At 55.4% G+C, this 21,697-nt stretch carries 18 protein-coding genes, 1 tRNA gene and 3 pseudogenes; 12 read left to right on the top strand and 10 right to left on the bottom strand.

The features are described from left to right. Positions 1-60: 60 nt before the first annotated feature. Positions 61-1,158 (bottom strand): LacI family DNA-binding transcriptional regulator, encoded by a 1,098-nt coding sequence (locus tag HX814_RS24080; RefSeq protein ID WP_008431528.1) that lies wholly within the window; start codon positions 1,156-1,158, stop codon positions 61-63. Positions 1,159-1,213: 55 nt separating this feature from the next. Further along, entirely contained in the window at positions 1,214-2,341 is a 1,128-nt protein-coding gene (locus tag HX814_RS24075) for an MFS transporter (protein WP_177009186.1), read from the bottom strand. A 243-nt stretch (positions 2,342-2,584) separates the two neighbouring features. Between HX814_RS24075 and HX814_RS24070 the strand changes: the two genes are divergently transcribed. Next, on the top strand, positions 2,585-3,847 hold the full coding sequence (locus HX814_RS24070; RefSeq protein ID WP_102604557.1) for an MFS transporter: 1,263 nt from the start codon (positions 2,585-2,587) through the stop codon (positions 3,845-3,847). A 15-nt stretch (positions 3,848-3,862) separates the two neighbouring features. Here the strand turns inward: HX814_RS24070 and HX814_RS24065 are convergent, their stop codons facing one another. Beyond that, the gene (locus HX814_RS24065) at positions 3,863-4,612 is read right to left on the bottom strand and encodes a hypothetical protein (protein ID WP_032898777.1); all 750 of its coding nucleotides are present in this window, start codon (positions 4,610-4,612) and stop codon (positions 3,863-3,865) included. A 191-nt stretch (positions 4,613-4,803) separates the two neighbouring features. Between HX814_RS24065 and HX814_RS24060 the strand changes: the two genes are divergently transcribed. Continuing rightward, entirely contained in the window at positions 4,804-5,364 is a 561-nt protein-coding gene (locus HX814_RS24060; RefSeq protein WP_003219652.1) for a fasciclin domain-containing protein, read from the top strand. A gap of 56 nt (positions 5,365-5,420) precedes the next feature. On the opposite strand, the gene HX814_RS24055 is transcribed toward HX814_RS24060, so the two are convergent. Further along, complete coding sequence (locus tag HX814_RS24055; RefSeq protein WP_177009152.1) at positions 5,421-5,618, bottom strand: hypothetical protein; 198 nt, start codon at positions 5,616-5,618, stop codon at positions 5,421-5,423. A gap of 598 nt (positions 5,619-6,216) precedes the next feature. On the opposite strand from HX814_RS24055, the gene HX814_RS24050 reads away from it, so the two are divergent. From HX814_RS24050 to HX814_RS24035, 4 genes are all read left to right on the top strand, one after another. Then, positions 6,217-6,519 carry a helix-turn-helix transcriptional regulator gene (locus tag HX814_RS24050; RefSeq protein WP_003219649.1) on the top strand — a complete coding sequence of 101 codons (303 nt, stop codon included), beginning with the start codon at positions 6,217-6,219 and terminating at the stop codon, positions 6,517-6,519. 62 nt (positions 6,520-6,581) lie between these two features. Next, entirely contained in the window at positions 6,582-7,574 is a 993-nt protein-coding gene (locus HX814_RS24045; RefSeq protein ID WP_003219647.1) for a zinc-dependent alcohol dehydrogenase family protein, read from the top strand. A gap of 40 nt (positions 7,575-7,614) precedes the next feature. Then, positions 7,615-7,872, top strand: coding sequence for a hypothetical protein (locus HX814_RS24040; protein WP_102604527.1), 258 nt, complete (start codon positions 7,615-7,617; stop codon positions 7,870-7,872). Between the two features lie 230 nt (positions 7,873-8,102). Then, a complete protein-coding gene (locus HX814_RS24035) occupies positions 8,103-9,431 on the top strand; it encodes an OprD family porin (protein WP_003219643.1) in 1,329 nt (442 codons plus the stop codon). A gap of 127 nt (positions 9,432-9,558) precedes the next feature. Here the strand turns inward: HX814_RS24035 and HX814_RS24030 are convergent. Beyond that, positions 9,559-9,822: pseudogene (locus HX814_RS24030) on the bottom strand (Hsp20 family protein); the annotation flags it as partial. A 354-nt stretch (positions 9,823-10,176) separates the two neighbouring features. Here HX814_RS24030 and HX814_RS24025 point away from each other — a divergent pair. The 3 genes and pseudogenes from HX814_RS24025 to HX814_RS24015 all read left to right on the top strand — a co-directional run bounded on the left by HX814_RS24025 (position 10,177) and on the right by HX814_RS24015 (position 12,601). After that, positions 10,177-11,346, top strand: a complete 1,170-nt coding sequence (locus tag HX814_RS24025) for a DKNYY domain-containing protein (protein WP_177009153.1) — start codon at positions 10,177-10,179, stop codon at positions 11,344-11,346. A gap of 238 nt (positions 11,347-11,584) precedes the next feature. Next, on the top strand, positions 11,585-11,893 hold the full coding sequence (locus tag HX814_RS24020) for a hypothetical protein (RefSeq protein WP_371318535.1): 309 nt from the start codon (positions 11,585-11,587) through the stop codon (positions 11,891-11,893). Positions 11,894-11,895: 2 nt separating this feature from the next. Continuing rightward, positions 11,896-12,601: pseudogene (locus HX814_RS24015) on the top strand (helix-turn-helix transcriptional regulator). Between the two features lie 226 nt (positions 12,602-12,827). Here HX814_RS24015 and HX814_RS24010 read toward each other — a convergent pair. The 3 genes from HX814_RS24010 to HX814_RS24000 form a co-directional block, all read right to left on the bottom strand. Next, the gene (locus HX814_RS24010) at positions 12,828-13,814 is read right to left on the bottom strand and encodes an amidohydrolase (RefSeq protein WP_177009154.1); all 987 of its coding nucleotides are present in this window, start codon (positions 13,812-13,814) and stop codon (positions 12,828-12,830) included. A 52-nt stretch (positions 13,815-13,866) separates the two neighbouring features. After that, on the bottom strand, positions 13,867-15,168 hold the full coding sequence (locus HX814_RS24005; RefSeq protein ID WP_177009155.1) for an MFS transporter: 1,302 nt from the start codon (positions 15,166-15,168) through the stop codon (positions 13,867-13,869). 156 nt (positions 15,169-15,324) lie between these two features. Next, complete coding sequence (locus HX814_RS24000; RefSeq protein ID WP_177009156.1) at positions 15,325-16,470, bottom strand: mandelate racemase/muconate lactonizing enzyme family protein; 1,146 nt, start codon at positions 16,468-16,470, stop codon at positions 15,325-15,327. A gap of 154 nt (positions 16,471-16,624) precedes the next feature. Here HX814_RS24000 and HX814_RS23995 point away from each other — a divergent pair, with 154 nt between their 5' ends. Then, on the top strand, positions 16,625-17,305 hold the full coding sequence (locus HX814_RS23995) for a GntR family transcriptional regulator (protein ID WP_177009157.1): 681 nt from the start codon (positions 16,625-16,627) through the stop codon (positions 17,303-17,305). Positions 17,306-17,552: 247 nt separating this feature from the next. On the opposite strand, the pseudogene HX814_RS23990 reads toward HX814_RS23995, so the two are convergent. Further along, a pseudogene (locus tag HX814_RS23990) lies at positions 17,553-18,702 on the bottom strand (IS3 family transposase). Positions 18,703-20,170: 1,468 nt separating this feature from the next. Next, a tRNA-Ser gene (locus HX814_RS23985) sits at positions 20,171-20,258 on the bottom strand. Positions 20,259-20,543: 285 nt separating this feature from the next. On the opposite strand from HX814_RS23985, the gene HX814_RS23980 reads away from it, so the two are divergent. Both HX814_RS23980 and tusD read left to right on the top strand, forming a co-directional pair. After that, positions 20,544-21,215 (top strand): Bax inhibitor-1/YccA family protein, encoded by a 672-nt coding sequence (locus HX814_RS23980; RefSeq protein WP_003219636.1) that lies wholly within the window; start codon positions 20,544-20,546, stop codon positions 21,213-21,215. 89 nt (positions 21,216-21,304) lie between these two features. Beyond that, a complete protein-coding gene (tusD, locus tag HX814_RS23975; protein WP_003219632.1) occupies positions 21,305-21,697 on the top strand; it encodes a sulfurtransferase complex subunit TusD in 393 nt (130 codons plus the stop codon).

Genomic DNA, 21,697 nt, shown 5'->3' with positions numbered 1-21,697 from the left:
GTATTGAGTCGATGCCATCGCAGGCAAGCCAGCTCCTACAGCGATCCCTTACCAACGGGATCAGGCGTCTGCCTGCTGGATACTGCGGGTCGAGGTACGCACCACCAGCTTGGTGGCGAAAATCTTTTGCTCGGGCGCCAGCGGCGCATCAGCCGGAGCATTCAATTGCTCGGTCAGCATGCGTGCGGCGTACACGCCCTTCTCCACCATGGGTTGGGCAATGGTGGTCAAACCGAGTTGCACCGCCTCGGGAATATCGTCGAAGCCGATCACCGAAAGCGTCTGCGGGACTTGGCGACTGAGGGCGTGGGCGGTTTTCATGCAGGCAATCGCCATCACATCCGAGCACGCCACCACTGCCGTGACGTCGTTGGAGGTCAGCAATGTGAACGCTGCGGCCTGGCCGGACGTGGAATCCAGCCCACCGGCCTCGATCACGCTCAGGTCTTCAAACGCCAGGCCCGCGGCGGTGGCCGCCTCCACGTAACCGGTGAGGCGTTCGCGGACAATCCGCTCACTGGCACTTTTGAAGCGTTGCAGGTCAATCGGGCCGCGGTAACCATCCGGGTTGAGGCGGTCAATGATGACGCCGATCTTGCGGTGGCCCAGGTCCAGCAGATGCTGCATTTGCGTGCGAGCCGCACCGCGATCGTCGATGCCGACAAAAAACGAATTCTCGACCAGCGGCGAGTCGATCACCACGAACGGAATACTGTGCTTCACCACCGCCAGCACCGCCGGGTGATCATCGGGCAGGGTCGAGATAATCAGGCCATCCACCAGCCCGCGCAGGGCCAGGCTGCCGTGGCTCGCCGCCGGGCCCCGGCCCACCAGGCGGTTGTTGTTGAGCGGAAACAGTGTCAGTGCGACATTTTCCAACTCGCCCACTTCACTGATGCCGCGCAGCATGGCGATGGTGCACGGGTCGGCAAAGGCCAGGGACAACTTGTCCATCATCATCAACCCGATGGCGCCGATCTTGCCCGAGCGCAGGCTGCGGCCCAGCACATTGGGGCCCGGGTAGCCCAATGAAGCGGCCACCTCGAGGATATGCTCGCGCTGGGCCGGGGACAGTTTGGAAGGTCGGTTGTAGGCGTAAGACACCGCAGGCTGGGACACCCCTGCCGCCAGTGCTACGTCTTTCATTGAAACGGCCATCGCTTGCTTCCCAATCCTTTTGAAACCTCATGCGAGGTCATGAAAAAACAGGCGCTCAGTGTACCCGTTGAGGGGAAACCTTCGGAACCAGTCGTGTGGCACTGAACATGATTGCGACCATCAGCGAGGCAACCGCCAGCAGCGCCCAGGATAGATCCGTCGCGTGGGCGAACAAGCCGATCACCGCCGGGCCCATCAGGATACCCAGATAACCGAGGCTGGTGGCAGCGGCAATCGCCAGTTCCCCCGGCATGGTCTTTTGCGCGCCCGCCAGCGACAGGTACACCGGCGCGATATTGGCCAAACCGATGCCGATGACCGCAAACCCCACCAGGTTCACCTGCCAGTTCGTCGCGAGCACCACCGTGAGAAAGCCCAGGATTACAATCAGGCCACCGCCCACCAGTACCAGCCGGGCGCCGAGCCTGAGCAGAATCCGGTCGCCACTCAAGCGCCCCAACGCCATCATCACGGCGAAGCAGGCGTAGCCCAGGCCTGCAATGGAAGGCTCGACATCACGCACCTGGGTCAGGAACACCGCGCTCCAGTCGAGAATCGCACCTTCGGCCAGAAACGCGAACAGGCACAGCACCCCCAGCACCAGGACTTTACGCGTGGGCCGCACAAAGATCGGGCTGCCCTCTTCGCCGCTGCGCCCGAGCATCTGGCGCCCGTAACTCAGGACAAACGCAGCCAGTGCCGCCATCACCGCGCTGCTGGCCAGCAACGGCGTGGCGCCCAGCCAGAGCAGCGCGGTGATCCCCGCCGCACTGACAATCGTGCCCAGGCTGAACAAGCCATGAAAACCCGACATCAAGGACCGCCCGGTCGCACGCTCAACCATCACGCCCTGTACGTTCATCGTCACATCCACTGCGCCGCACCCTGCACCGAACACGGTCAGGGCAAACATCAAGCCCAAGAATGAATGTGTGGTCGCCAGCAGAGGCAGCGTCAGAAACACCAGGGCGATGCCGATGTGCATGGTAAAGCGGCAACCTTTGCGGGCGTTCAGGATGCCCGCCAGCGGCATCATCACCAGTGAGCCGAGGCCCAGGCACAGCAACAGGATGCCCAATGCGCCGTCGTCCACCCCGGCCCGGCTGCGCGCATAGGGAACCAGCGGCGCCCAGGCGCCCATGCACAGGCCGGACAGCAGAAACGTCAAGCGGTAGGCCGACATATGCGGCGTGGAGCACGGCAATAACAACTCTTGAGACGACACGGAAACCCCAATACCTGAACAGTTGGAGTTATACGTATAACTTAAAACTCAAGCGCCAGCCACTGCCTTGTTACTGTTACATATTCTGGATTGATAAAGCATTGACAGCCCACAGGGTGCAGGTTTTACTTCCGCAAGGTTATTCGTATAACCCAAAATTGCATAACCACCCCACAAAAACAAAAGGGACCATGCAGCGTGATAAGCACTTTCCAGAAAACCCCGATCCCCCCGCGTATTCGCAAGGCACGTATCGCCACCTTTCTCGGCTTCATGATGATCGGCGCCATGATGTACATCTGGTCCACCGGTGTAAGCGTGTTCAGGACCCAGCTTGGCCTGACGGGAGAACTCGGGGACTCGAGTTTCGGCCTGATTGCCCTCGGGGTCGGGGTCGGCTCCGCAGCCGGTGCGCTGCTGGTCGGGCGGCTGCTGGACACCTTCGGCGCCAAGCCGGTAATTACCCTTGGCGCCCTCGCCTATCCCCTTTCGATTATCCCGCTGGGCTTCGTCAACGGTTTCTGGTTTGCGCTGTGTTTCGGCTCTGTGCTGGGGCTGTTGCGCGGCGCCCTGGATACCGCCTTGAATGCCCACGGCGTGCAGGTTGAACGGTTTTATCGACGCTCGATCATGTCCGGCTTCCATGCCTTCTATTCCCTGGGCGGCTTCCTGCTGGGCATGGCATGCAGTTGGCTGACCCGGTTCTACACCGACAGCGTGCTGGTGCCTTACACCGTACTGGGCCTGGCGATGTTTATTCTGGGCTGTGTGTTCAGCCGATGGTTGCTGGGCAAGCATGATGTGCCCGACGCCCAGCTCGACGACTGGCAAGCCGGCACCCAGTCCCGGGACGAAACCGGCAAGGGCCCTTCGGCCAAGACGCTGCTGGTGATGATCGCTCTCGGCACCTTGCTGCTGGGCAGCATGATGGGCGAAAACGCAATTGCCGACTGGGGCCAGGAATACATTCGCCGGGAGTTCGCGACCACCACCTCGACCGCAGGCATGGCGGTCTCACTGTTCGTCGGTGCGTCATTCGTGGGGCGTCTTTTTGGCGACCGCCTGGCCGCTGCGTTCGGTAATGCGCAGGTGGTGTTTGGATGCGGTACGTTGTGCGTCCTCGGCATGATCACCACGATATTGGGCGGTACGGCCGTGACCGGCGTTGTCGGCTTCGCGCTGTTTGGCCTCGGCCTTTCGTGCATCGCACCGTTGATGATCTCCGCCGCCGGGCGCCGGGACCCGGCACATGCCGGGCGCAATATCGGCATCGTCAACTGCATCGGATTTTCCGGGATGCTGGTGGGCCCCGCCGTCATCACCGTCATCGTCAGCAACTTCGGCCTGAGCAAGCTGATGTTCTTCCCGCTGGTGATGCTCGGTTTGCTCGCGACGTTCGGCCCACTGCTGATGCGCGCGCCGAAGAAAACCGTTGCCCGCGGCAAAGCGCAAACCGAGGTGTGAGGGAGGCCCGCATCGTCACTGCACCGGCAGGAAATTCATCAGCAGCAAGCTTTGCGCGTAGTTGAGCCCGATGCGCCGGTAGCGTTCGTCGAGCATCTGGGTCAACAGGTCGAGGCGCGCGACGATCTTGCCGAACTCCACGGCAAAGCTGAGGTTGCTGCCCGCCTCCGAGATCTCGTTGGAGAACAGCAACAGCGAGCCATTGGCATCCTGGCGCTGACTGAGCAGCCAGGTGGCCTTCTCGATATTGCGTGCGGCATTGCTGACGAACTGCGGGTTGATCGAGTCCGTTATATAAAACTCGGTGCGCCCGCCGTGTGCCGTCACCAGCATGCTGCCGATCGCGTAGATGAAGGCGCCTACCCGGTCGCCGCGAAACTCCGGGCTCAGGGAATAGCTCAGCGCCGCCAGGTCGCGACGATCGCCCAGGGCGGGCAGTGGTTGGCGAAGTTCGATGGCCTGGCGGATTTGCCGGGCGGCGGTCACCGCGTCGGTGTAACCCGATTGACGCCACTGGTTGGGGTTGCGCAGGTAGAGCTTGCTCATCAGCAGATACAGGCTTTGCAGGTTGTCGCGCATGCTCAGGGTGGCCATGCGATCAACGCTGGTCTGGAAGAATTCATCGGGCTTGCCGTTGCTGAACTGCGTGGCAATATCGCGCCCCTGCTGCTGGCTGCAACCGTTGGCGCAAAGCATCAAAACCGCAGCCAGCCACAGCGGCTGACGCATCCATCGGGTGATAAAAACAGGTAACGTGCGATCCATCGGCACCAGGTCTGGGTCTGCTGTCCACGCCGGAAATTAGTGTGGTCGGGACAGAGATAGATCGGAAGAACGGGAAAAAGTGCAGTGAGGGCGGCAAACCAATAATTTTTCCAGAGGTGCATCCACTTTGATCCTTGGTACGTAGATTCAATACCCTCACCCGGAGGGCACAAGCACCAAGGAGATACATCATGCACGCCATCTACAAAAAAATTGCTGCCGTTGCCTGCTTTACGATCCTCTCCGTCACCACATCCCTAAGTTTTGCCGCCGACACCGTAATGGTGGGCGGCGCGGCGATGTATCCGACGAAAACCATCGTCGAAAACGCAGTCAACTCAAAGGACCACACCACTCTGGTGGCGGCGGTCAAGGCAGCCGGACTGGTGGATACCCTTAACAGCAAAGGCCCGTTCACCGTATTCGCACCGACCAACGAAGCTTTCGCCAAGCTCCCCGCAGGCACCGTGGATACGCTTGTGAAACCTGAGCACAAAGCCGATCTCACAAAAATCCTGACCTATCACGTGGTGGCTGGCACTCATACCTCTGCACAACTGATGGCCGACGCCAAGAAGAACGGCGGTACCGTGATGTTGAAAACCGTGCAGGGTGAATCGCTGACGATCAAGCTGCATGACGGCAAATTGTGGGTGGTGGATGCCAAGGGTGGCAAGGCCAGCATCAGCATTGCGGATGTGATGCAGTCCAATGGCGTGATTCATGTGGTTGATTCGGTGCTGATGCCGTAATCGTCGCTTGACACCGAAAAGCCCGAAGCAGTGTGCGTCGGGCTGATTCGGATGCTTCAGTTGTCGGGGTGTTCACTCGCGACAGAATCAGCCGCATCCACATCCGACATATCCTCTTCCAGAGGGGCGTCATCGTCCGGCGGTAGAGGCGCTTCAGGTTGATCGCGCCGAGGATCATGCCCGGTTTCATTGTCTGTACCGCGCGTTACGCCCTGCTGGGATACGTTTCCAGGGGCCTTCTCGTCAATTTCCATGCTGGCTCTCCGTTCTAGCGCGGGATGTCCGTGCTTGAACATGAGAAACGATGCGGCGTCGCGAGTGCCGGCCGATGGACGAACGGTGGGGATCAATTTCATAACGGCCCTAACGCTCCGAGAGACTCTATCCACCGCAGGATCGCGGGTTTCTCTGCTGGTTTTTCGCCAATGCAACACACCTCCGGGTCGGTGAGAGAACACCAGACAGACACCGGGTCTCCCACTCGCAAGCCATACGAGGCTTTACGAAGCGCCGTCGTTGACCAAGCGTCAACCGTCTCGTTGAGAGACTTGTGAAAGTGCTGCCCATTGACGCTATAGCTGAAGCTCATGAACTGGCGTCCGGCCCACGATGCCTCACGCCCGACGAAGGTTACGTAGCCAGGCACCACCTGCCCCGCGTCCATGGCACTTATGAGTTCTCTCCTGAAAACAGCCCGGAAACACGTTTGTTTTTTGTGCTTTTACACTGTTATAGCTCAGAGGCCCGCAGCGCGACAGGTCCTTGGTCGCCGCCTCCGGTGAGGCCTGAAACTGACTACCCGTTATGTCTGACATACATTGACATATCGATAATTATCGATATGATCGCGCCATGGACTTACTCGAAATATTCAAAGCCCTCTCAAACCAGACACGCCTCGAAATCCTGAAAGGTTTGAAGGACCCCGAGAAGAACTTCCCTGCACAAGATGAAGGGGACGTTCACACGGTGGGCGTGTGCGTCAGCAGTATTCAGGAAGGCATCGGGCTCTCGCAGTCGACGGTGTCTGGTTACCTGGCAACGCTGCAACGGGTGGGCCTGGTCGAAGTCAGGCGCATCGGCCAGTGGACTTACTACAAGCGCAATGAAGCCACCATCCGCAGGCTTGCCGAGATCATAGGGAAAGATTTGTAGTTTTTTTATCACATAATATCGAGATTTCGCGATATCCCTTTTTGTCGAAACGAGGAAATGCAATGAAGGCGTTGATACTCAAGTCATTTGGCGGCCCGGAATCATTTGAACTTCGCGACGTTCCCAAGCCCGTTCCGCACACGGGGCAAGTCCTGGTCCGCGTACACGCAACCTCCATCAACCCGCTGGATTACCAGGTCCGACGTGGCGACTACGCTGACCTGGTGCCGCTACCGGCGATTACCGGGCATGACGTATCGGGGGTCGTTGAGGAAGTCGGGCCGGGGGTTACGTCCTTCGCGCCAGGCGACGAAGTCTGGTACACCCCGCAAATATTTGACGGACCCGGCAGCTATGCCGAATACCACGTGGCGGCCGAAGGCATTATCGGGAAGAAGCCCCCTGCCCTGAGTCACCTTGAAGCGGCAAGCCTGAGCCTGGTCGGCGGCACCGCCTGGGAAGCGCTGGTGGTGCGTGCAGCCCTCAGGGTGGGAGAAAGCATCCTGGTGCACGGCGGCGCGGGCGGCGTCGGCCATGTGGCGATCCAACTGGCGAAAGCCATTGGCGCCCAGGTGTTCACCACCGTACGCGACGTCAATGTCGAGTTCGCGCGAAGCCTGGGTGCGGACGTAATCATCGACTACGAAAAGGAAGATTACGTCGACGCCATCCTGCGGGAAACGGGTGGCCGTGGCGTTGATGTGGTGTTCGATACCATCGGCGGCACCACATTGTCCCGTAGCCCGGACGCGCTTGCGCAACTGGGTCGCGTGGTCACGATTGTGGACACGGCGCACCCCCAGAACCTCGTCCAGGCCTGGGGCAGGAACGCGAGTTATCACTTCGTCTTCACACGACAGAACCGCGGCAAGCTGGATGAAATGAGCGCACTGATCGCCAACGGTCAACTGCGGCCACACGTTGGCGCGGTCTATTCCCTTGCCGACATCCCGCTCGCCCATTCCCGCCTGGAAAGCCCCAACAACGGCATTCAAGGGAAAATCGCGATTGCCGTGTCCGCCGGCTTACAGGAGGATTGGCGCAACGGTGCTTGAGCTGATCGCACTGAACCACTTTTTTGGAGAGCACGGGTAAATGGCAGAACTGATGGAAAGGCTCGACGGCCCAAGGACCGCACAGCAGGAACTGTTCTACGACCTCGAAGATGCGACGGCCGTTATCGCCTGGTCGGTCAATCAATTGGCCACTATCGCCGGGGTCGCCAAATCACCCGACGAAGCAGTCGCCCTGATGAAGATGGGTGCACTGCTCGCGGCTCAGCAGGAAAAGCTCAGCGGGTACGCGGATGAGGTGAAGGCCGGAAGGATTGTGCGAGGAGAGGATCACTCGTGATAAATACGCTACGCACCCAACAACCTTTCACATCCCTTTCACACTCGAGCGCTTATCGTCACTCCAGCTCCTAAGTGAACACCTTTAAGCCCGCACTCCCCATCGCGGGCTTTTCTTTGCCTGGAATTTGGTAAAAGGGATATCAAAACCTTCATCCAGTTTCATTTGTTGATGGCCTGGGCTGTCGCCTTAATGCTCCCACACGAACTCGTGCACAGGAGCAAAATATAATGAAAAAACGTCAACCGTTACTTCAGCTCAATACCTTGGCCGTGGCGCTGGCATTTGCCTTGCCGGCCATGAGCTATGCCAGCGATCAGTCCGACTCCAAGGGCTTTGTCGCCGACAGCAGCTTGAATATCCTCAACCGCAACCTGTTCTGGAACCAGAACGGCAACGGCGCCCACACCCGTGACTGGAGCCAGGCGCTGATGGCGACCTACAGCTCGGGCTTCACTCAAGGCACCATTGGCATCGGCATTGATGCGTTTGCCGACCTGGCGTTGCGCATCGACGGGGACACCGACCGCGCCGGTGGCCCGAACATACCGTCCGACGCCAATGGCAATCCGGATCATGGCTTCGCGAAGGCCGGTGGTGACGTCAAGTTCCGTATTTCCAATACCACGCTCAAGGTCGGCGACCTGCAGCCTACGTCGCCGGTGTTCGCCACCGCCGATAACTACCTGATGCCACAGACCGCAACAGGCTTCCAGATCGACAGCCATGAAATCACCGGCCTGAACCTGGAGGCCGGCCATTACACCTCCGGCACCGGTACCACCACCACCTCGCGCAGCGGCGACATTCTCGCCAGCTATGCAGGCGTGGAAGCGTCGTCGGCCAGCTTCGCGGGGGGCAAATACCAGTTCAGCAAGGAATTCACCGCGTCGCTGTACGGAGCACACCTGGAAGACGTGTGGAATCAGTACTACGTCAACCTGAACCTTGTTCATCCACTGACCGATGACCAATCCGTCGCGCTGGACTTCAACCTCTATCGCACACTGGACGACGGCAGCGCCAAGGCCGGGACCATCGACACCACCGCAGCCTCGCTGGCGGCTGCCTACACCCTGGGTGCACAGACCTTCACCCTGGCCGGGCAGAAAGTGCATGGTGACGAGCCGTTCGACTACGTCGGCTTTGGGGAGACCAATGCCGGCGTCGGTGCCGGGCGCTACGGCAACTCGATCAACCTGGCTGACTCGGTGCAATACTCCGACTTCAACGGCCCGGGCGAGCGGTCCTGGCAGATGCGCTATGACCTGGACATGGGAGCCTTTGGCGCCCCCGGCCTGAGCTTCATGGCCCGCCATATTCGCGGTGCTGGCATCGACGGTACGCATACCCCCGGCAATTCGGCCTACACCGGGTTCTATGGCGCCAACGACCAGGAACACGAAACCGACGCCGAAGTGAAATACGTCGTGCAGAGTGGCCCGGCCAAGAAGCTGTCCTTCCGCCTGCGGGAAGCCTGGCACGATGGCGATGCTTCCACCGGGGGGCATCTGGTACAGACACGCCTGATTACCGAGTACCCGTTGAATATCTTCTAAACAGGCGGGAGTGCCCGGTTGATGGATCTACCGGGTACTCTGCGTAGCCAGGTATTGATCGGTAGGCGTTTTGATTCCACACACAAAAAAAGGCGCTATCAAGAGCGCCTTTTTTGTTACCGCTGACTTATTGCAAACTAACCTGACGCAGTTCGGGCTCTTTCCCGCTACCAATCGTGATGCGCTTGGGCTTGGCCTCTTCAGGAACCACGCGCAGCAAGTCGATGCTTAACAGCCCGTTGTTCATCGAAGCACCGCGCACCTCGATATGATCTGCCAGCCGGAACGACAGCCGAAATGCTCGTTGCGCGATGCCCTGGTGCAGATAAGTGACTGCTTTCTCGGTTTCGCGCTTGTCGCCAACGACTGTCAAAACGCCCTTCTCGACCTGTGAGTAATTGCATGGACTTGACCACCCATTTGCATTCGACTTGACCAGTCGTTTGCATCGGATTTGACCAGTCCGCTGGCCGAGCCTGACCGGTCCAAAGCTGCCGTTCACGAAGGGCAGAAATCGGCCAGAAGCGGACAGGCGATAAATGGGTGAAGATTCATTAACGTCAACGATGCCCCTTCGAAAGCCTGTCAAGTGATTAGGGCCTCACTTCCATATTGGACACTTCAGCCATATATTTGGCATAACTGAAATAAACGGGGTTTGGTCAGTGAGGGCGACAGGGAGTGTTAACGACCATTCGGTATTTTTTTTTAGGTCATGGTTGACGCCTCAGCGCTGGAGCACGCAATGAGGGTATTACTCTTGATTGTTTGCTTCTCGGCCATTATTGCCGGTTGCGGGCCAACCAGTCGCTATGAAGTGAGTGGGGATCACGTCGTTTTTAATACACGTCGGGGCCCAAATTTTGTATCGGAAGCCGATGTGACCACCTTTCGCCCCATTGGCGGTTTATTTGCGAAAGACGCACGCCACGTCTTCTTCGGTGAGGAGGTGGTCGAGGGTGCAGACCCGTTATCGTTCAGTGTTATCGACGCTATGACGGGTCGTGACGCGAAGTCGATTTATCGCGCTTCTGATCGATGCGATGAGTGTGATTTTGAGTCTTTCCAGCGCGTTGGCGATGATTGGTATGTCGATAAAAACGCCGTCTATTCCGCCCTGAACAATGGCTGGAAGCGCACGGAACGGGCGAAATCAGGCTCGCTCAAGGTTATTAATGACTGGTTTGCCAAGGACCGCAGCAATGTCTATCTGAGCGGCTACCGTATTGCCGGTGCCGACGCAGCATCATTTAAACTCGCTTCCTGTGGCGTTTGCAAAGTCTGTGGGGAGGACAAGAACCGCTGTTATTGGAACGATCAAGCGGTACCTTGTGACTGCAAACCCCACAATGGTGGCGATTTCGCTTGGCCTTTGCCGGAAACGGCGCCTGGCAAGGCCAGGGTCAGGACGCTTGAGATGAAGAGTCCGGTGCACGTTGTCAGTGTCGATGGCGTTGCAGAAAAAGCCTATTTGAATTTCGAGCTTGCTGCGGGTGAACACGTCTTGGGGCTCAATTGTCTGGACGCTAAAACAGGCCTGGCCGGAACACTTCCCATAAAGGTAAAGGCCGGTCGTTTGTATAGGCTTGAACCCTTTGATGATCAGGCATGCGGGTTGCGCCTCCAACAACACGCGACGGTACGTGGCAAGGCTTTCGGGCCCGAAATTCGTTTGGACCATGTACCGGGATCAGTTTCGGGAGTGAGACCTAATGGTGTGTTAGAAGCCGTACTACCCTCAGGCCGTCAGACCCTGACCTTTACTTGCCGTGACGTTACACGGGAAACCGTTCGACAAGCTTCGAGCCATTTGGAACTGGAACTCGCCCCTGGTTATTTCTATCAAGTCGATGCGAGCTTCAATGCACCTGAAAATAAATGTGATGTACGAGTTGTTACGGCTGACCCCTTGTAGTGCCGAGCTTTTGAGTTCGAATGGGCTGCAGGCAACTGACGCTACTGGCCGCTTCCCTCTTCAGGGGCTCATGGCTGGATCCATGTCAGCTATGGCTCGTTTTCTACCTGTCGCCGCCGGCAGAAATCGACCATAAGCGGATTTATTGAACTTTTCCTCGGCTCGCGCCTTTTTTAGACTTTGACATATCTAGGAAGACCGGGGCGATTCAGTATCAAGTATCACCACCCGATTCGATGTGGTCTACGACACTGCAGCGACGCTACCGGTCTCGACAGGCATTGCAATGTTGCGAGCGGGAGGCGTATTTCTAGATCTGAATCCAGATCTCGGCAAGTTTATTCGGGCTATTTTTGATCGCAGACTTAAACCAATTATCGGGTCGCCGCGCGCTGACATTCTGGATAAGCTTGCAAAAGCTGCCAGTGAAAGGATCTTCAGGATCCCGGTAGTAAAAACCGTTTCCCTAATCGATGCAATTCAAGTGATCGGGGAGCTCGAAGAAGGCCAAAAACTCGGCGGTAAGGCCGTTATTGAGATGGAATAGGCATGGCCAGAAGTGACCGATTGTTTGAGCTGATGCAAGTGCTCCGCCGACATCGCAGAACGGTATCGGGCCGAACACTTGCTCAGGAGCTTGGGGTGTCACTTCGCACCATACGTCGCGACGTTTTGACGCTACAGGGGATGGGTGCGGACATCGAAGGTGAACCAGGGCTCGGTTATATTTTGAAGCCGGGCTTTCTTTTACCCCCCACTGTCATTCACAGAAGAAGAAATACAGGCACTCGTAGTGGGAGCCCAGTGGGTCAGTCGTCAGACAGACGATAAATTTGCCTTCGCTGTGAAGAACGCGCTGGCAAAAATTAACGCCGTTTTGCCTTTGGATATGCGTAACACCTTCGAAGATGAGACATTCTACGTAGGCGCCCTCTCCCCCCCCTCCGTTTCAATCGATCTAAGTGAAGTCCGGTTGGCACTACGTGAACAACGTAAACTCCTGATTACTTTGTCGATAGCCCATGCACCCTCAGACAAACAATATATATGGCCGATCATGCTTGGTTTTATTGATTCAAAACGCTTTCTAGCGGCTTGGTGCGAGGCAGACGATCAATTTCGAATAATTTCCTTGGAAGATATCGCACAACTAGAGGTACTCGACCAGCGCTACGTTCGTAACCGGCGTCAGCTTATTAAAGAATGGCGTGCTCAGGAGATCTTACCTTGTAATGGCCGCGGTGAGATTTGCTAATGGGGGTAACGGGCTTGGCTTCCGCCATAAGCGAGGTGGGCAACGCGTCTGGACGAGAGCCTTATCTTGCTGTTTTTCACTGAAAAAGATCCATGCCCTCTCGAGCAACGCTTGTGCCAATCGCGAATGAGGCAACTCAACCGCACCTCGCGAATGAAATGCAAAAAGGGCCCGTCCAGGGCCCTTTTGTGCGCTGGGAAAATCATATTGACTTCAGGAAAGCCCTTTAAAATCCATATAATCGGCTGGGATTTTCGACAAGAATTCGCCGGCGCAGGGATTCGTCAGGAGCCCAGCGTACAAGCTGGTTGACTACATTCCCGTCATCGACAGGCAACGGGATGGCGGGATCAAATGGCTTACGCCCTATTACTGGTTCGCTGTTTGTATGCGGCCAGTCGCTCCCCCACAGAATTCGGTCTGGGTTGGCATCAATGAGTGACTGGGCAAAAGGCACCAGGTCTGAGTAGTTGGGTGCTTGAGCCGATGCCCGATACGCCCCGGAAATTTTTACATACGCTTTGCCGGAGCGAACCAGATCGAGCACGGCGTTGAAATCGTCATGAGGTTGATCAGTGCCAGTTCTAACCCCGGCGAAATGATCAAAAACCAAGGGTACTGGGACTGCAGCAAGTACGTCTTTCAATGCCGAAATTACGGAGAGTCGAGCGTAAATCTGGATGTGCAAGGGCAGCCCAGCGATTTGCCTTACCGTGGCCTCAAGTTTTTCAGCAGAAGCTTTCGGGTCAAAAACTCCGGCTGTTTCAAGATTTATACGAACCCCAACTATTCCTGTGTCAGCCAGCCCTCTGAGCTCGGCGGCCGACATCTCAGGACTGATAACCGCGACGCCTCGAGCCCGATCGATACCAACCTGTTGTATTCCGTAAATAGTGGAGCGGTTATCTGAACCAAGAACGCTCGGGGTGACGATGACAACTCGATCCATGTGCATCGACTTTTCGAACATCATGAGATCATCGGGACTTGCGCTTGGCGGCGTATAGCTACGGCCCGACCAATATGGAAATCGCTCAGGTACAAGGATGTGCACATGACAATCGCATGCGCCATCCGGCACCGAAAAGGAAACTGGCGTTTTCACAGTTGGGGAAGATGAACCCAAGAGTTGACCGAAACTAAACTGCCCTGCCAATCCACTAGATACTCCGAGCGCGAGAGCGCCTGTCAGTGCCTGTCTGCGAGTGAGCATATGCTTCTCCTGTTGCAGATTTGATGATCTTCGACCAACGCTTCGCCAGGCTTCAGCCGGCAAGCTGCTGAGCACTAGAGGTGTGCAAGTTTCGAGTTCTTACAAAAATAATGGTCAGCATCATTGCGATTGCACTTAGCGCTGCTAGTGCATACAAACCGCTAGCGTAATCGCCTGAATTACTTTTGAGGCTGCCCACGATGTAAGGCCCTGCGAAGCCACCCAGATTTCCGATTGCGTTTATAAATGCGATACCTCCGGCCATGGCTGTGCCACTCATGTGCATAGAAGGCAGCGCCCAGAAAGGCCCCTTGCATCCCAAAATACCAATGGCAGCAATACTCAACGCCCCGATCGACCAAGGTGAAGCTCCAAGGTATCCAGCCATTGCGAGACCGCTTGAAGCTAGCAACATGGTGAGGGCCAAAAAGCCACGGCGCTCGGCAAAACGATCAGAAAGTTGACCAATTACAATCATCCCGACGCAACCCGCGATGTATGGTATCGCTGTGATCAAGCCCACGTGCAGCGTGTCGTACCCCTGGCTTTTGAGAATCTGCGGCAGGAAAAAGGAAAGACCAAGATTCGCGCTGATGGCGCAAAAGTAGATAGCGGCCAGCGTCAAAACTGCTGGATTGGTAAAAGCCTGTCTCAGCGCACTAACACTGTGTCCCTCGTTCGCCTTCGACTCTTCAGCTAGCTTGTTTATGAGCCAGTTTTTTTCCTCTGGCGCAAGCCACGTCGCTTGATCAGGGCGATCCGTGAGGAGTCGTAGTACGAAAAAGGTGCCAATGACTGCCGGCAATCCTTCAATAATGAAAAGCCACTGCCACCCTTTAATACCCAGAAGACCATCAAGCTGGAGCAGCGCGGTCGAAAGTGGAGCCCCGATCGCAATCGCCAACGGAATCGCTAAGCTGAACGTTGCGATGATGCGGGCTCGGTAATGAGAAGGGAACCAGAAGGTAAGGTAAAGAATTACTCCAGGGAAAAAGCCAGCCTCTGCAACGCCGAGCAAAAATCTGAGAATTAGGAAACTGGTGGGCCCTTGCACCAAAGCCATTGCGCAAGAAAGTACGCCCCAGGTTATGAGAATCCTGGCGATCCAGCGACGGGCTCCGAAACGCATTACGCACAAATTACTGGGGATTTCAAAAAGGCAGTAGCCTATAAAAAATATACCTGCACCCAAACCATATGCATAAGACGAAAGTCCTATATCTTGATTCATAGTGAGCGCAGCAAAACCAACATTAATTCGGTCGATGTAGGAAATTATGTATAGGATCATTAAGAGCGGTATCAAGCGCCAGAAAACCTTGCGCATGATTAACTTTTCGTTAGGCTGTTCCATATGTACTCCGAAACTAATTTATGTTTATTTTGTTCGGGCTTTACAGCGTAAACTTAATTCATCCAGCCTGGCGAGCTAGCGCCGACTGGATGAATTTTCTAAACTGTGCGTCAAGGCGAATACAATGCGTCCAACATAGCGCACTAAAAGTAAAATTTACTCAAGAACCAACCACGGCCCCTCAGCTCCTTTGACCAAAGAGCGTTTGGCAACAACGCTTTCTTCAAAGTTAAAACCTAAGCCTGGAGTTTGGTGCAGGATTACGTCGCCATTCTCATGATCAAGCTGACGGTCGATCAGCTCTCGGAAGTTCAGAACCTGGTTGTCCCAGAAGAACTCCACGAAACGAGCATTCGGAGTAGCCGCAACCAGCGGTGCGTGCAGGTCATGGAACCAGTGAGGATACATAGGCACGCCATAACCAGCGGCCATGGCTGCAATGCGACGCCACTCGGAAATACCACCACATACCAGCGCATCCGTTTGCAAGATTGCCGCTCCGCCTTTATCCAGGAGCTCCTTATGGCGCCAGCGGCCAGCTTCGATTTCACCTGTCGCCACTGGAATCGAGGTTGCCCTGGCTAGCCTGGCGTGGCTATCAATGTCGTCAGGTGAAAACGGTTCTTCAATGAAGCTAGGAGCATATTTTTCAAAGCGTCGAACCGTTTGCAAAGCCTCTGTCACGTCGCTCCAAGCGTTATTCGCATCGAGCATGACCTCAATGTCGTAACCAACCCGCTCGCGTACTGCCCGCAGACGGTCTTCTTCCTGCGCAGGCGTGCCGCGACCAGTCTTCAATTTGACGGCTTTGAAACCTAAAGAAACATAGTGAGCCATCTCAGCAGCCAAATCGTCAGGCGTCTTTCCGTCGACATAGTAACCACCGCTAGCATAAGCCGGGACTTTGTCAGCATTGACCGCACCCAAATATTTATGGAGCGGGAGGCCAGCTGTGCGGGCGTTCAAATCCCACAACGCCGTGTCAAGGATGCTGATAGCACGCATGACGGTACCAGCTCGCCCTTGCAGCAACGCTTCCTGGTACATCTCTTTCCACAACCCTTCAACTTCGAGCGAATCGCGGCCAATCAGTAGCGGTGCCAAGAGATGCTCGATTATCACAGGCAGAATTTCTCCTGCGCGATTGCCTACGTAGCAAAACCCGATGCCTTCGATACCATCGGTAGAGCAAATTTTGACCAACCCGTAATCGCGGTGAGAAACCGTGCGGCTGGAGAGATAGGTAACGTTGTCGAGCGGAACGCGCGCCGCAGTTACAGAGATAGATGCGATCTTAGGCATGAGTGCCTCCGTTGTGTTTGTTGTGTCTTCAATCTGCTCCAAGAAAAAAATGATGTCAACAAGATTATCGATAATCTAATCAACAACAAAATCGATGAGAAATGTGCTATTTTTTGCGGTACCGGGGTCTTATCGGATTGGTGGGGACTAGGAATTGACTGAATCGAAACGTGATACAGATGTAGATCCGACGCCTGGGCTTGACGGCTGGATCGCCCTGACTAGACAGCTAGAACAAGATATCGCCTTGGGTCGCCTTAAACCTCGTGAGCGGTTGGTGGAGGGTGAGCTGATGTTGAGGTTTGGCGTCAAACGCAATGCTGTAAGGCAGGCACTCTTGGAGCTGGAGAGTATGGGGGTGGTGTTACGTCCACCGAACAAAGGTGCGATCGTCCGGGATTTTAACGCTAAAGAAATTGAAGACCTTTACATGGTACGAGAGTTACTTGAGACGAAAGCCCTCGAAATAATCCCTTTCCCGGTGCCAATTGAATCGATCCAGGTGTTGAGAGATATTCAAGCAAGACACCGTCAGGCCGTGCATCAAGGCGAGTTGGAAAAAGTCTTCAGAGAGAATCTAGCTTTCCATCGCAAACTTTTCAGCTTTTGCGAGGTGCCAGATTTAGTTGAGGCAATAGAGATTTTTCAGATGAAGTCACACGCAATACGTTCTTTCAGCATTTCTAGCTCCAAACTCTTAGCGCGAGTGACTGAAGAACATGAAGCAATGATCGACGCACTGGAAAGGCAAGATCGAGAGTCGTTGGTGAGCCTATCTAAAGCTCATATCCAGCCGGCAAAGAACCTTTATCTGGAAATGAACGTCCGACAATGATACCGCGCTGGGCAGTCAAGCCACACCCGAGTGACACAATCAACGTTTTGGTGCCCCAAGACGCGATGATCGAGAGCTACGCCTCAACCTACCGGATCGATATGCTTGCTAAATCCAGTGTTTTGTAGCCGCCGAATTCACGGTGTTGATTGAATGCAAAAAATCCCGTATCGCAGTTGCACGAGAGTTGGCCCAGGTACAGCACGACAAAGTCAGATCTGTGGGTACTTGAATCGCCCCGGGTTTTCTAGACACTCCCCAGGCTCGCTGCGTAACGCTTTTCAAACTCTACCGGTGACAGCTGATTGTTGAAACTGTGGCGTCGTTTTGGGTTGTAAAACATCTCGATATAATCGAACACATCATCCCGAGCATCCTGGCGTGTAGTGTAGATTTTACGCTTGATCCGTTCCCGCTTTAGCAACTGGAAAAAGCTCTCTGCCACAGCGTTGTCGTGGCAGTTACCTCGACGACTCATGCTGGCTACCAGGTTGTTAGCTTTCAAGAAGCTTCGCCAGTCTGAGCTGCTGTACTGACTTCCTTGATCCGAGTGGATCATCACCTCTTGCTTCGGCTTGCGTCTCCAAACCGCCATCAGCAGTGCATCAATCGCTACGTCGCTGGTCATCTGCGACTTCATTGACCAACCAATGATCTGGCGTGAAAACAGATCGAGCACCACGGCCAAATACAACCAGCCTTCATATGTTCGGATGTAGGTAATGTCTGTGACCCAGACTTTGTTGGGTTCTCTGACATCGAATTGGCGCTTCAGTAAGTTCGGTGAGGCAACGGCTGGTTTACCGCCATATTTTCCCGGCCTCCGTCGATACCCAGTCTGAGAACGTAAACCTTCAATGCGCATCAACCTAGCCACCGGTGACGGCCACAGCTCTCTCCAACCTCTCGCAGGTCATCATGGATCTTGCGATAGCCATAAACACCACCGCTTTCCAGCCAGGAGTGTTTGATCAACCCAAGCAGTCGCTGATCGTCCTTGGCTCGCGCAGATTTTGGTTCTGATAGCCACGCGTAGTAGCCGCTGGGATGAACCTTGAGCGTCAGGCAAAGCCGTCGAATCGCGTAGTGATCCGCTTGCTGCTTAATAAAGGCGTACTTCAGCCGCACTCCTTGGCAAAGTACGCGGCGGCCTTTTTTAAGATGTCTCGCTCCTCCGTGACCCGTTTCAGCTCGGCACGTAGACGACGAACCTCTGCGCTCTGATCATCCTCTTCAACGCGCTGTTCCTGGGGCTTGGTGTAGCGCTTAACCCAGGCATAGAGGCTGTGCACGGACACACCCAATCGTGCAGCCACCTCCGAGACAGGAAGCTGCTTTTCGGTCACTTGCTTGACCGCCTGGATTTTGAATTCTTCGGGATAACGCTGGTTGCTCATGGCACCTCCTAATGGGCCTCATTTTAAGGCTTGGAGGTGTCTACGAAACTAGGGGCGATTCAAGTTGATACGCCCACTCATCGAAGAACTCTGTCATCGTGTAATCAGGACAAATCATTCGGAACGTAAGAGTCCCATTGCGTGTCGTCTCAAACAGCTCGACATGGTTCATACGTAAAGAGACGACCGCATTCAAAGGATCATATCCTTGTTTGAAACATCAACACGCACCTGAAGTCTTTCAGTTGATTTCGAATTCACTATACCATCCTGTTTAATTTCGTCTTCTTCTAAGCTTTAGATCAGGCACTGGCATTCGACAGCGTATTTTTCACACAGGATGCCGACCATATAGTGCGTCACACCCCTCGAGAAAGGGCGGATCATTAACGTATCAACTGCGGAGTCAGGGCTGAAAGATCTTAAACTTTCCAACTAGCATCGTAATTTTATCGGCCTAGCGCGCAGTCAATAAAATCCGCTAACTTCCTGATGCAAATATACTCTGTTCAGAGTTGCAATCCTTCTGTGCAGTTTCAGCGATTACTGACGCTAAAGTGGCACGCATCCTGCCACACTAAAAACAGCTGATCAACAAGGTGCAACAAACTTTATTGCATCTTAGAGTATGCTCGTAGCATACCGATTCTAGATCGGCCGCATTGGTACCTTACATTCGATATCGACCTCCGCCGCTGTACCCCAAAGCAATTGCCCCAGAATGGCGGCCAAGGAGCTATCACGCTGTGACAGCGCCAATTAAAGATACAACTTGCTGAATGATCGCGTCCCCGCGTTGCTCCCCCACTGCTGAAAGGCTTCGAAAGACTTGAGACCGTTGGACAATCACCACCCTCACCTAACACTTACGACCTTAAGAGCATTCCCCCCAGGCGCAAGAGCTTTACAGTTGAGCGCGGAGCAAGGCGTGGAGACGACCAGAACGCCGAGACGCTGAAGAAGATGGGAAGCTATGGGGCTAGCTGAATCGTTCAACATTGAGTAAGCAAGCTAGCTTTCGATCATGATGGCCAAGGGTGAGCTCGGAGGGTTCGCAGCACAGAACTTCCCGGCCAGGTGAGGTATCACGTTCGCAAAACGTTGGCATCCACCTATAAACGATTAGCTTGCGAATGCCCGATGAGAGATCTCAGACATCCGCTGACTGAGCAGTTTTTATGATTTCCTAAGGCTTAGGATGAGGACGCGCGCGCACATCGTAAGCGCCACCCGTCACCGCTGTGCGCAAGGAATGTAGGGGAGCGGATATCAGAGAGACGTCGGAAAGCTGCAATTGCCAGGATCGTTCTCTCTGAGAACGGATCACGCGTCATAAGGCGCATCTAGGTTGTTGCGCCTTTATGATGGTGTCGCAAGGGAGAGAAGCTCCTTACGAGAGATCGGTGCAAAAAGCCATAAAAAAAGGGCCTAGAATTAACCTAAGCCCTTGATTTTGTTGAGTTCGCGGCGGGAAACCAGGGATTCGAACCCTGGGAACGCTATTAACGTTCGCCGGTTTTCAAGACCGGTGCATTCAACCACTCTGCCAATTTCCCGTGTATTCCGATGACGCGATGAAGCGGTACTGCAAGGTGCAACTGGAGATAGCCTTAGATAAGAACCCTGGAGACGCTATTAACGTCCGCCGGTTTTCAAGACCGGTGCATTCAACCACTCTGCCAATTTCCCTTGTGCAACACAGGATTAGCGTAGCTCATCCTGCCTCAGCGGGCGCCATAATACCCGAATGAAACACACTGTCAAACTCTCGCCATAGCTTGTTACAGAGCGTCTGTTATGATCCTTGCGACTGAATGTTTCAAAACTGAAGGAGTGTCGCCATGCGCGAACAAAATTACGCAGTGAATGGAAACGCGCAGGCTGAGCAGCTAGAAGTTAGCCGCGTCCTGCGCAATACGTACGGCTTGCTCGCTCTCACCCTCGCGTTCAGCGGCGTGATGGCCTTCGTAGCCCAGCAAATGCGCGTCGGCTACCCGAATATCTTCGTCGTGCTGATCGGCTTCTACGGTCTGTTCTTCCTGACCAACAAGCTGCGCGACTCGGCCTGGGGCCTGGTGTCGGCGTTTGCCCTGACCGGTTTCATGGGCTTTATCCTCGGCCCGATCCTTAACCGCTACCTCGGCATGGCCGGCGGCGCGGAAGTGGTCAGCTCGGCATTTGCCATGACTGCCCTGGTATTTGGCGGCCTGTCGGCCTACGTGCTGATCTCCCGCAAGGACATGAGCTTCCTGGGTGGTTTCATCACCGCCGGTTTCTTCGTGTTGCTGGCTGCGGTACTGGCAGGCATGTTCTTCCAGATCAGCGGCCTGCAACTGGCGATCAGCGCAGGTTTCGTGCTGTTCTCCTCGGCCTGCATCCTGTTCCAGACCAGCGCAATCATCCAGGGTGGCGAGCGTAACTACATCATGGCCACCATCAGCCTGTATGTATCGATCTACAACCTGTTTATCAGCCTGTTGCAGATCTTCGGCATCATGGGCCGCGACGACTGATCGCAGCCGCATGCAAAAAGCCCGCTTCGGCGGGCTTTTTGTTGCCTGCGGCTTTATCATTGCCACAGGTTTTGCCTTCAGAGTGTTCCATGAAGTTCGCGATTGCGCTTTTTTCCGCCGCCCATGCGCCCTCCTCGCGCCGTGCCTTGCTGTTCGCCCAGGCGGCGCTGGCGGGTGGACATGAGATTGTGCGGCTGTTTTTTTATCAGGATGGCGTCTACAGCGCGTCCACTAACATTGTTGCGCCGCAGGATGAGCAGGATATCGCCCGTCAGTGGCGCGAGTTTGTCAGCGAGCATCAACTCGATGGCGTGGTGTGCATCGCCGCGGCCCTGCGCCGTGGCGTGCTGAATGCCGAAGAGGCCACCCGTTATCAGCGCAGCGCAGTGAACCTGGACGCGCCTTGGGCATTGTCCGGGCTTGGGCAGTTGCATGACGCCGCCCAGTCCGCTGACCGCTTGATCTGCTTCGGAGGGCCGTGA

It is taken from the genome of Pseudomonas sp. C8002 (assembly GCF_013385765.1).
Taxonomy (GTDB): domain Bacteria; phylum Pseudomonadota; class Gammaproteobacteria; order Pseudomonadales; family Pseudomonadaceae; genus Aquipseudomonas.
This window is presented reverse-complemented; position numbering and strand designations above follow the sequence as displayed.

Excerpts from the sequence above, each read along its gene's own strand:
- HX814_RS24080 (WP_008431528.1), bottom strand. The coding sequence starts at position 1,158 with ATGGCCGTTTCAATGAAAGACGTAGCACTGGCGGCAGGGGTGTCCCAG.
- HX814_RS24075 (WP_177009186.1), bottom strand. The coding sequence starts at position 2,341 with ATGTCGGCCTACCGCTTGACGTTTCTGCTGTCCGGCCTGTGCATGGGC.
- HX814_RS24065 (WP_032898777.1), bottom strand. The coding sequence starts at position 4,612 with ATGGATCGCACGTTACCTGTTTTTATCACCCGATGGATGCGTCAGCCG.
- HX814_RS24060 (WP_003219652.1), top strand. The coding sequence starts at position 4,804 with ATGCACGCCATCTACAAAAAAATTGCTGCCGTTGCCTGCTTTACGATC.
- HX814_RS24055 (WP_177009152.1), bottom strand. The coding sequence starts at position 5,618 with ATGGAAATTGACGAGAAGGCCCCTGGAAACGTATCCCAGCAGGGCGTA.
- HX814_RS24050 (WP_003219649.1), top strand. The coding sequence starts at position 6,217 with ATGGACTTACTCGAAATATTCAAAGCCCTCTCAAACCAGACACGCCTC.
- HX814_RS24045 (WP_003219647.1), top strand. The coding sequence starts at position 6,582 with ATGAAGGCGTTGATACTCAAGTCATTTGGCGGCCCGGAATCATTTGAA.
- HX814_RS24040 (WP_102604527.1), top strand. The coding sequence starts at position 7,615 with ATGGCAGAACTGATGGAAAGGCTCGACGGCCCAAGGACCGCACAGCAG.
- HX814_RS24035 (WP_003219643.1), top strand. The coding sequence starts at position 8,103 with ATGAAAAAACGTCAACCGTTACTTCAGCTCAATACCTTGGCCGTGGCG.
- HX814_RS24025 (WP_177009153.1), top strand. The coding sequence starts at position 10,177 with ATGAGGGTATTACTCTTGATTGTTTGCTTCTCGGCCATTATTGCCGGT.
- HX814_RS24010 (WP_177009154.1), bottom strand. The coding sequence starts at position 13,814 with ATGCTCACTCGCAGACAGGCACTGACAGGCGCTCTCGCGCTCGGAGTA.
- HX814_RS24005 (WP_177009155.1), bottom strand. The coding sequence starts at position 15,168 with ATGGAACAGCCTAACGAAAAGTTAATCATGCGCAAGGTTTTCTGGCGC.
- HX814_RS24000 (WP_177009156.1), bottom strand. The coding sequence starts at position 16,470 with ATGCCTAAGATCGCATCTATCTCTGTAACTGCGGCGCGCGTTCCGCTC.
- HX814_RS23980 (WP_003219636.1), top strand. The coding sequence starts at position 20,544 with ATGCGCGAACAAAATTACGCAGTGAATGGAAACGCGCAGGCTGAGCAG.
- tusD (WP_003219632.1), top strand. The coding sequence starts at position 21,305 with ATGAAGTTCGCGATTGCGCTTTTTTCCGCCGCCCATGCGCCCTCCTCG.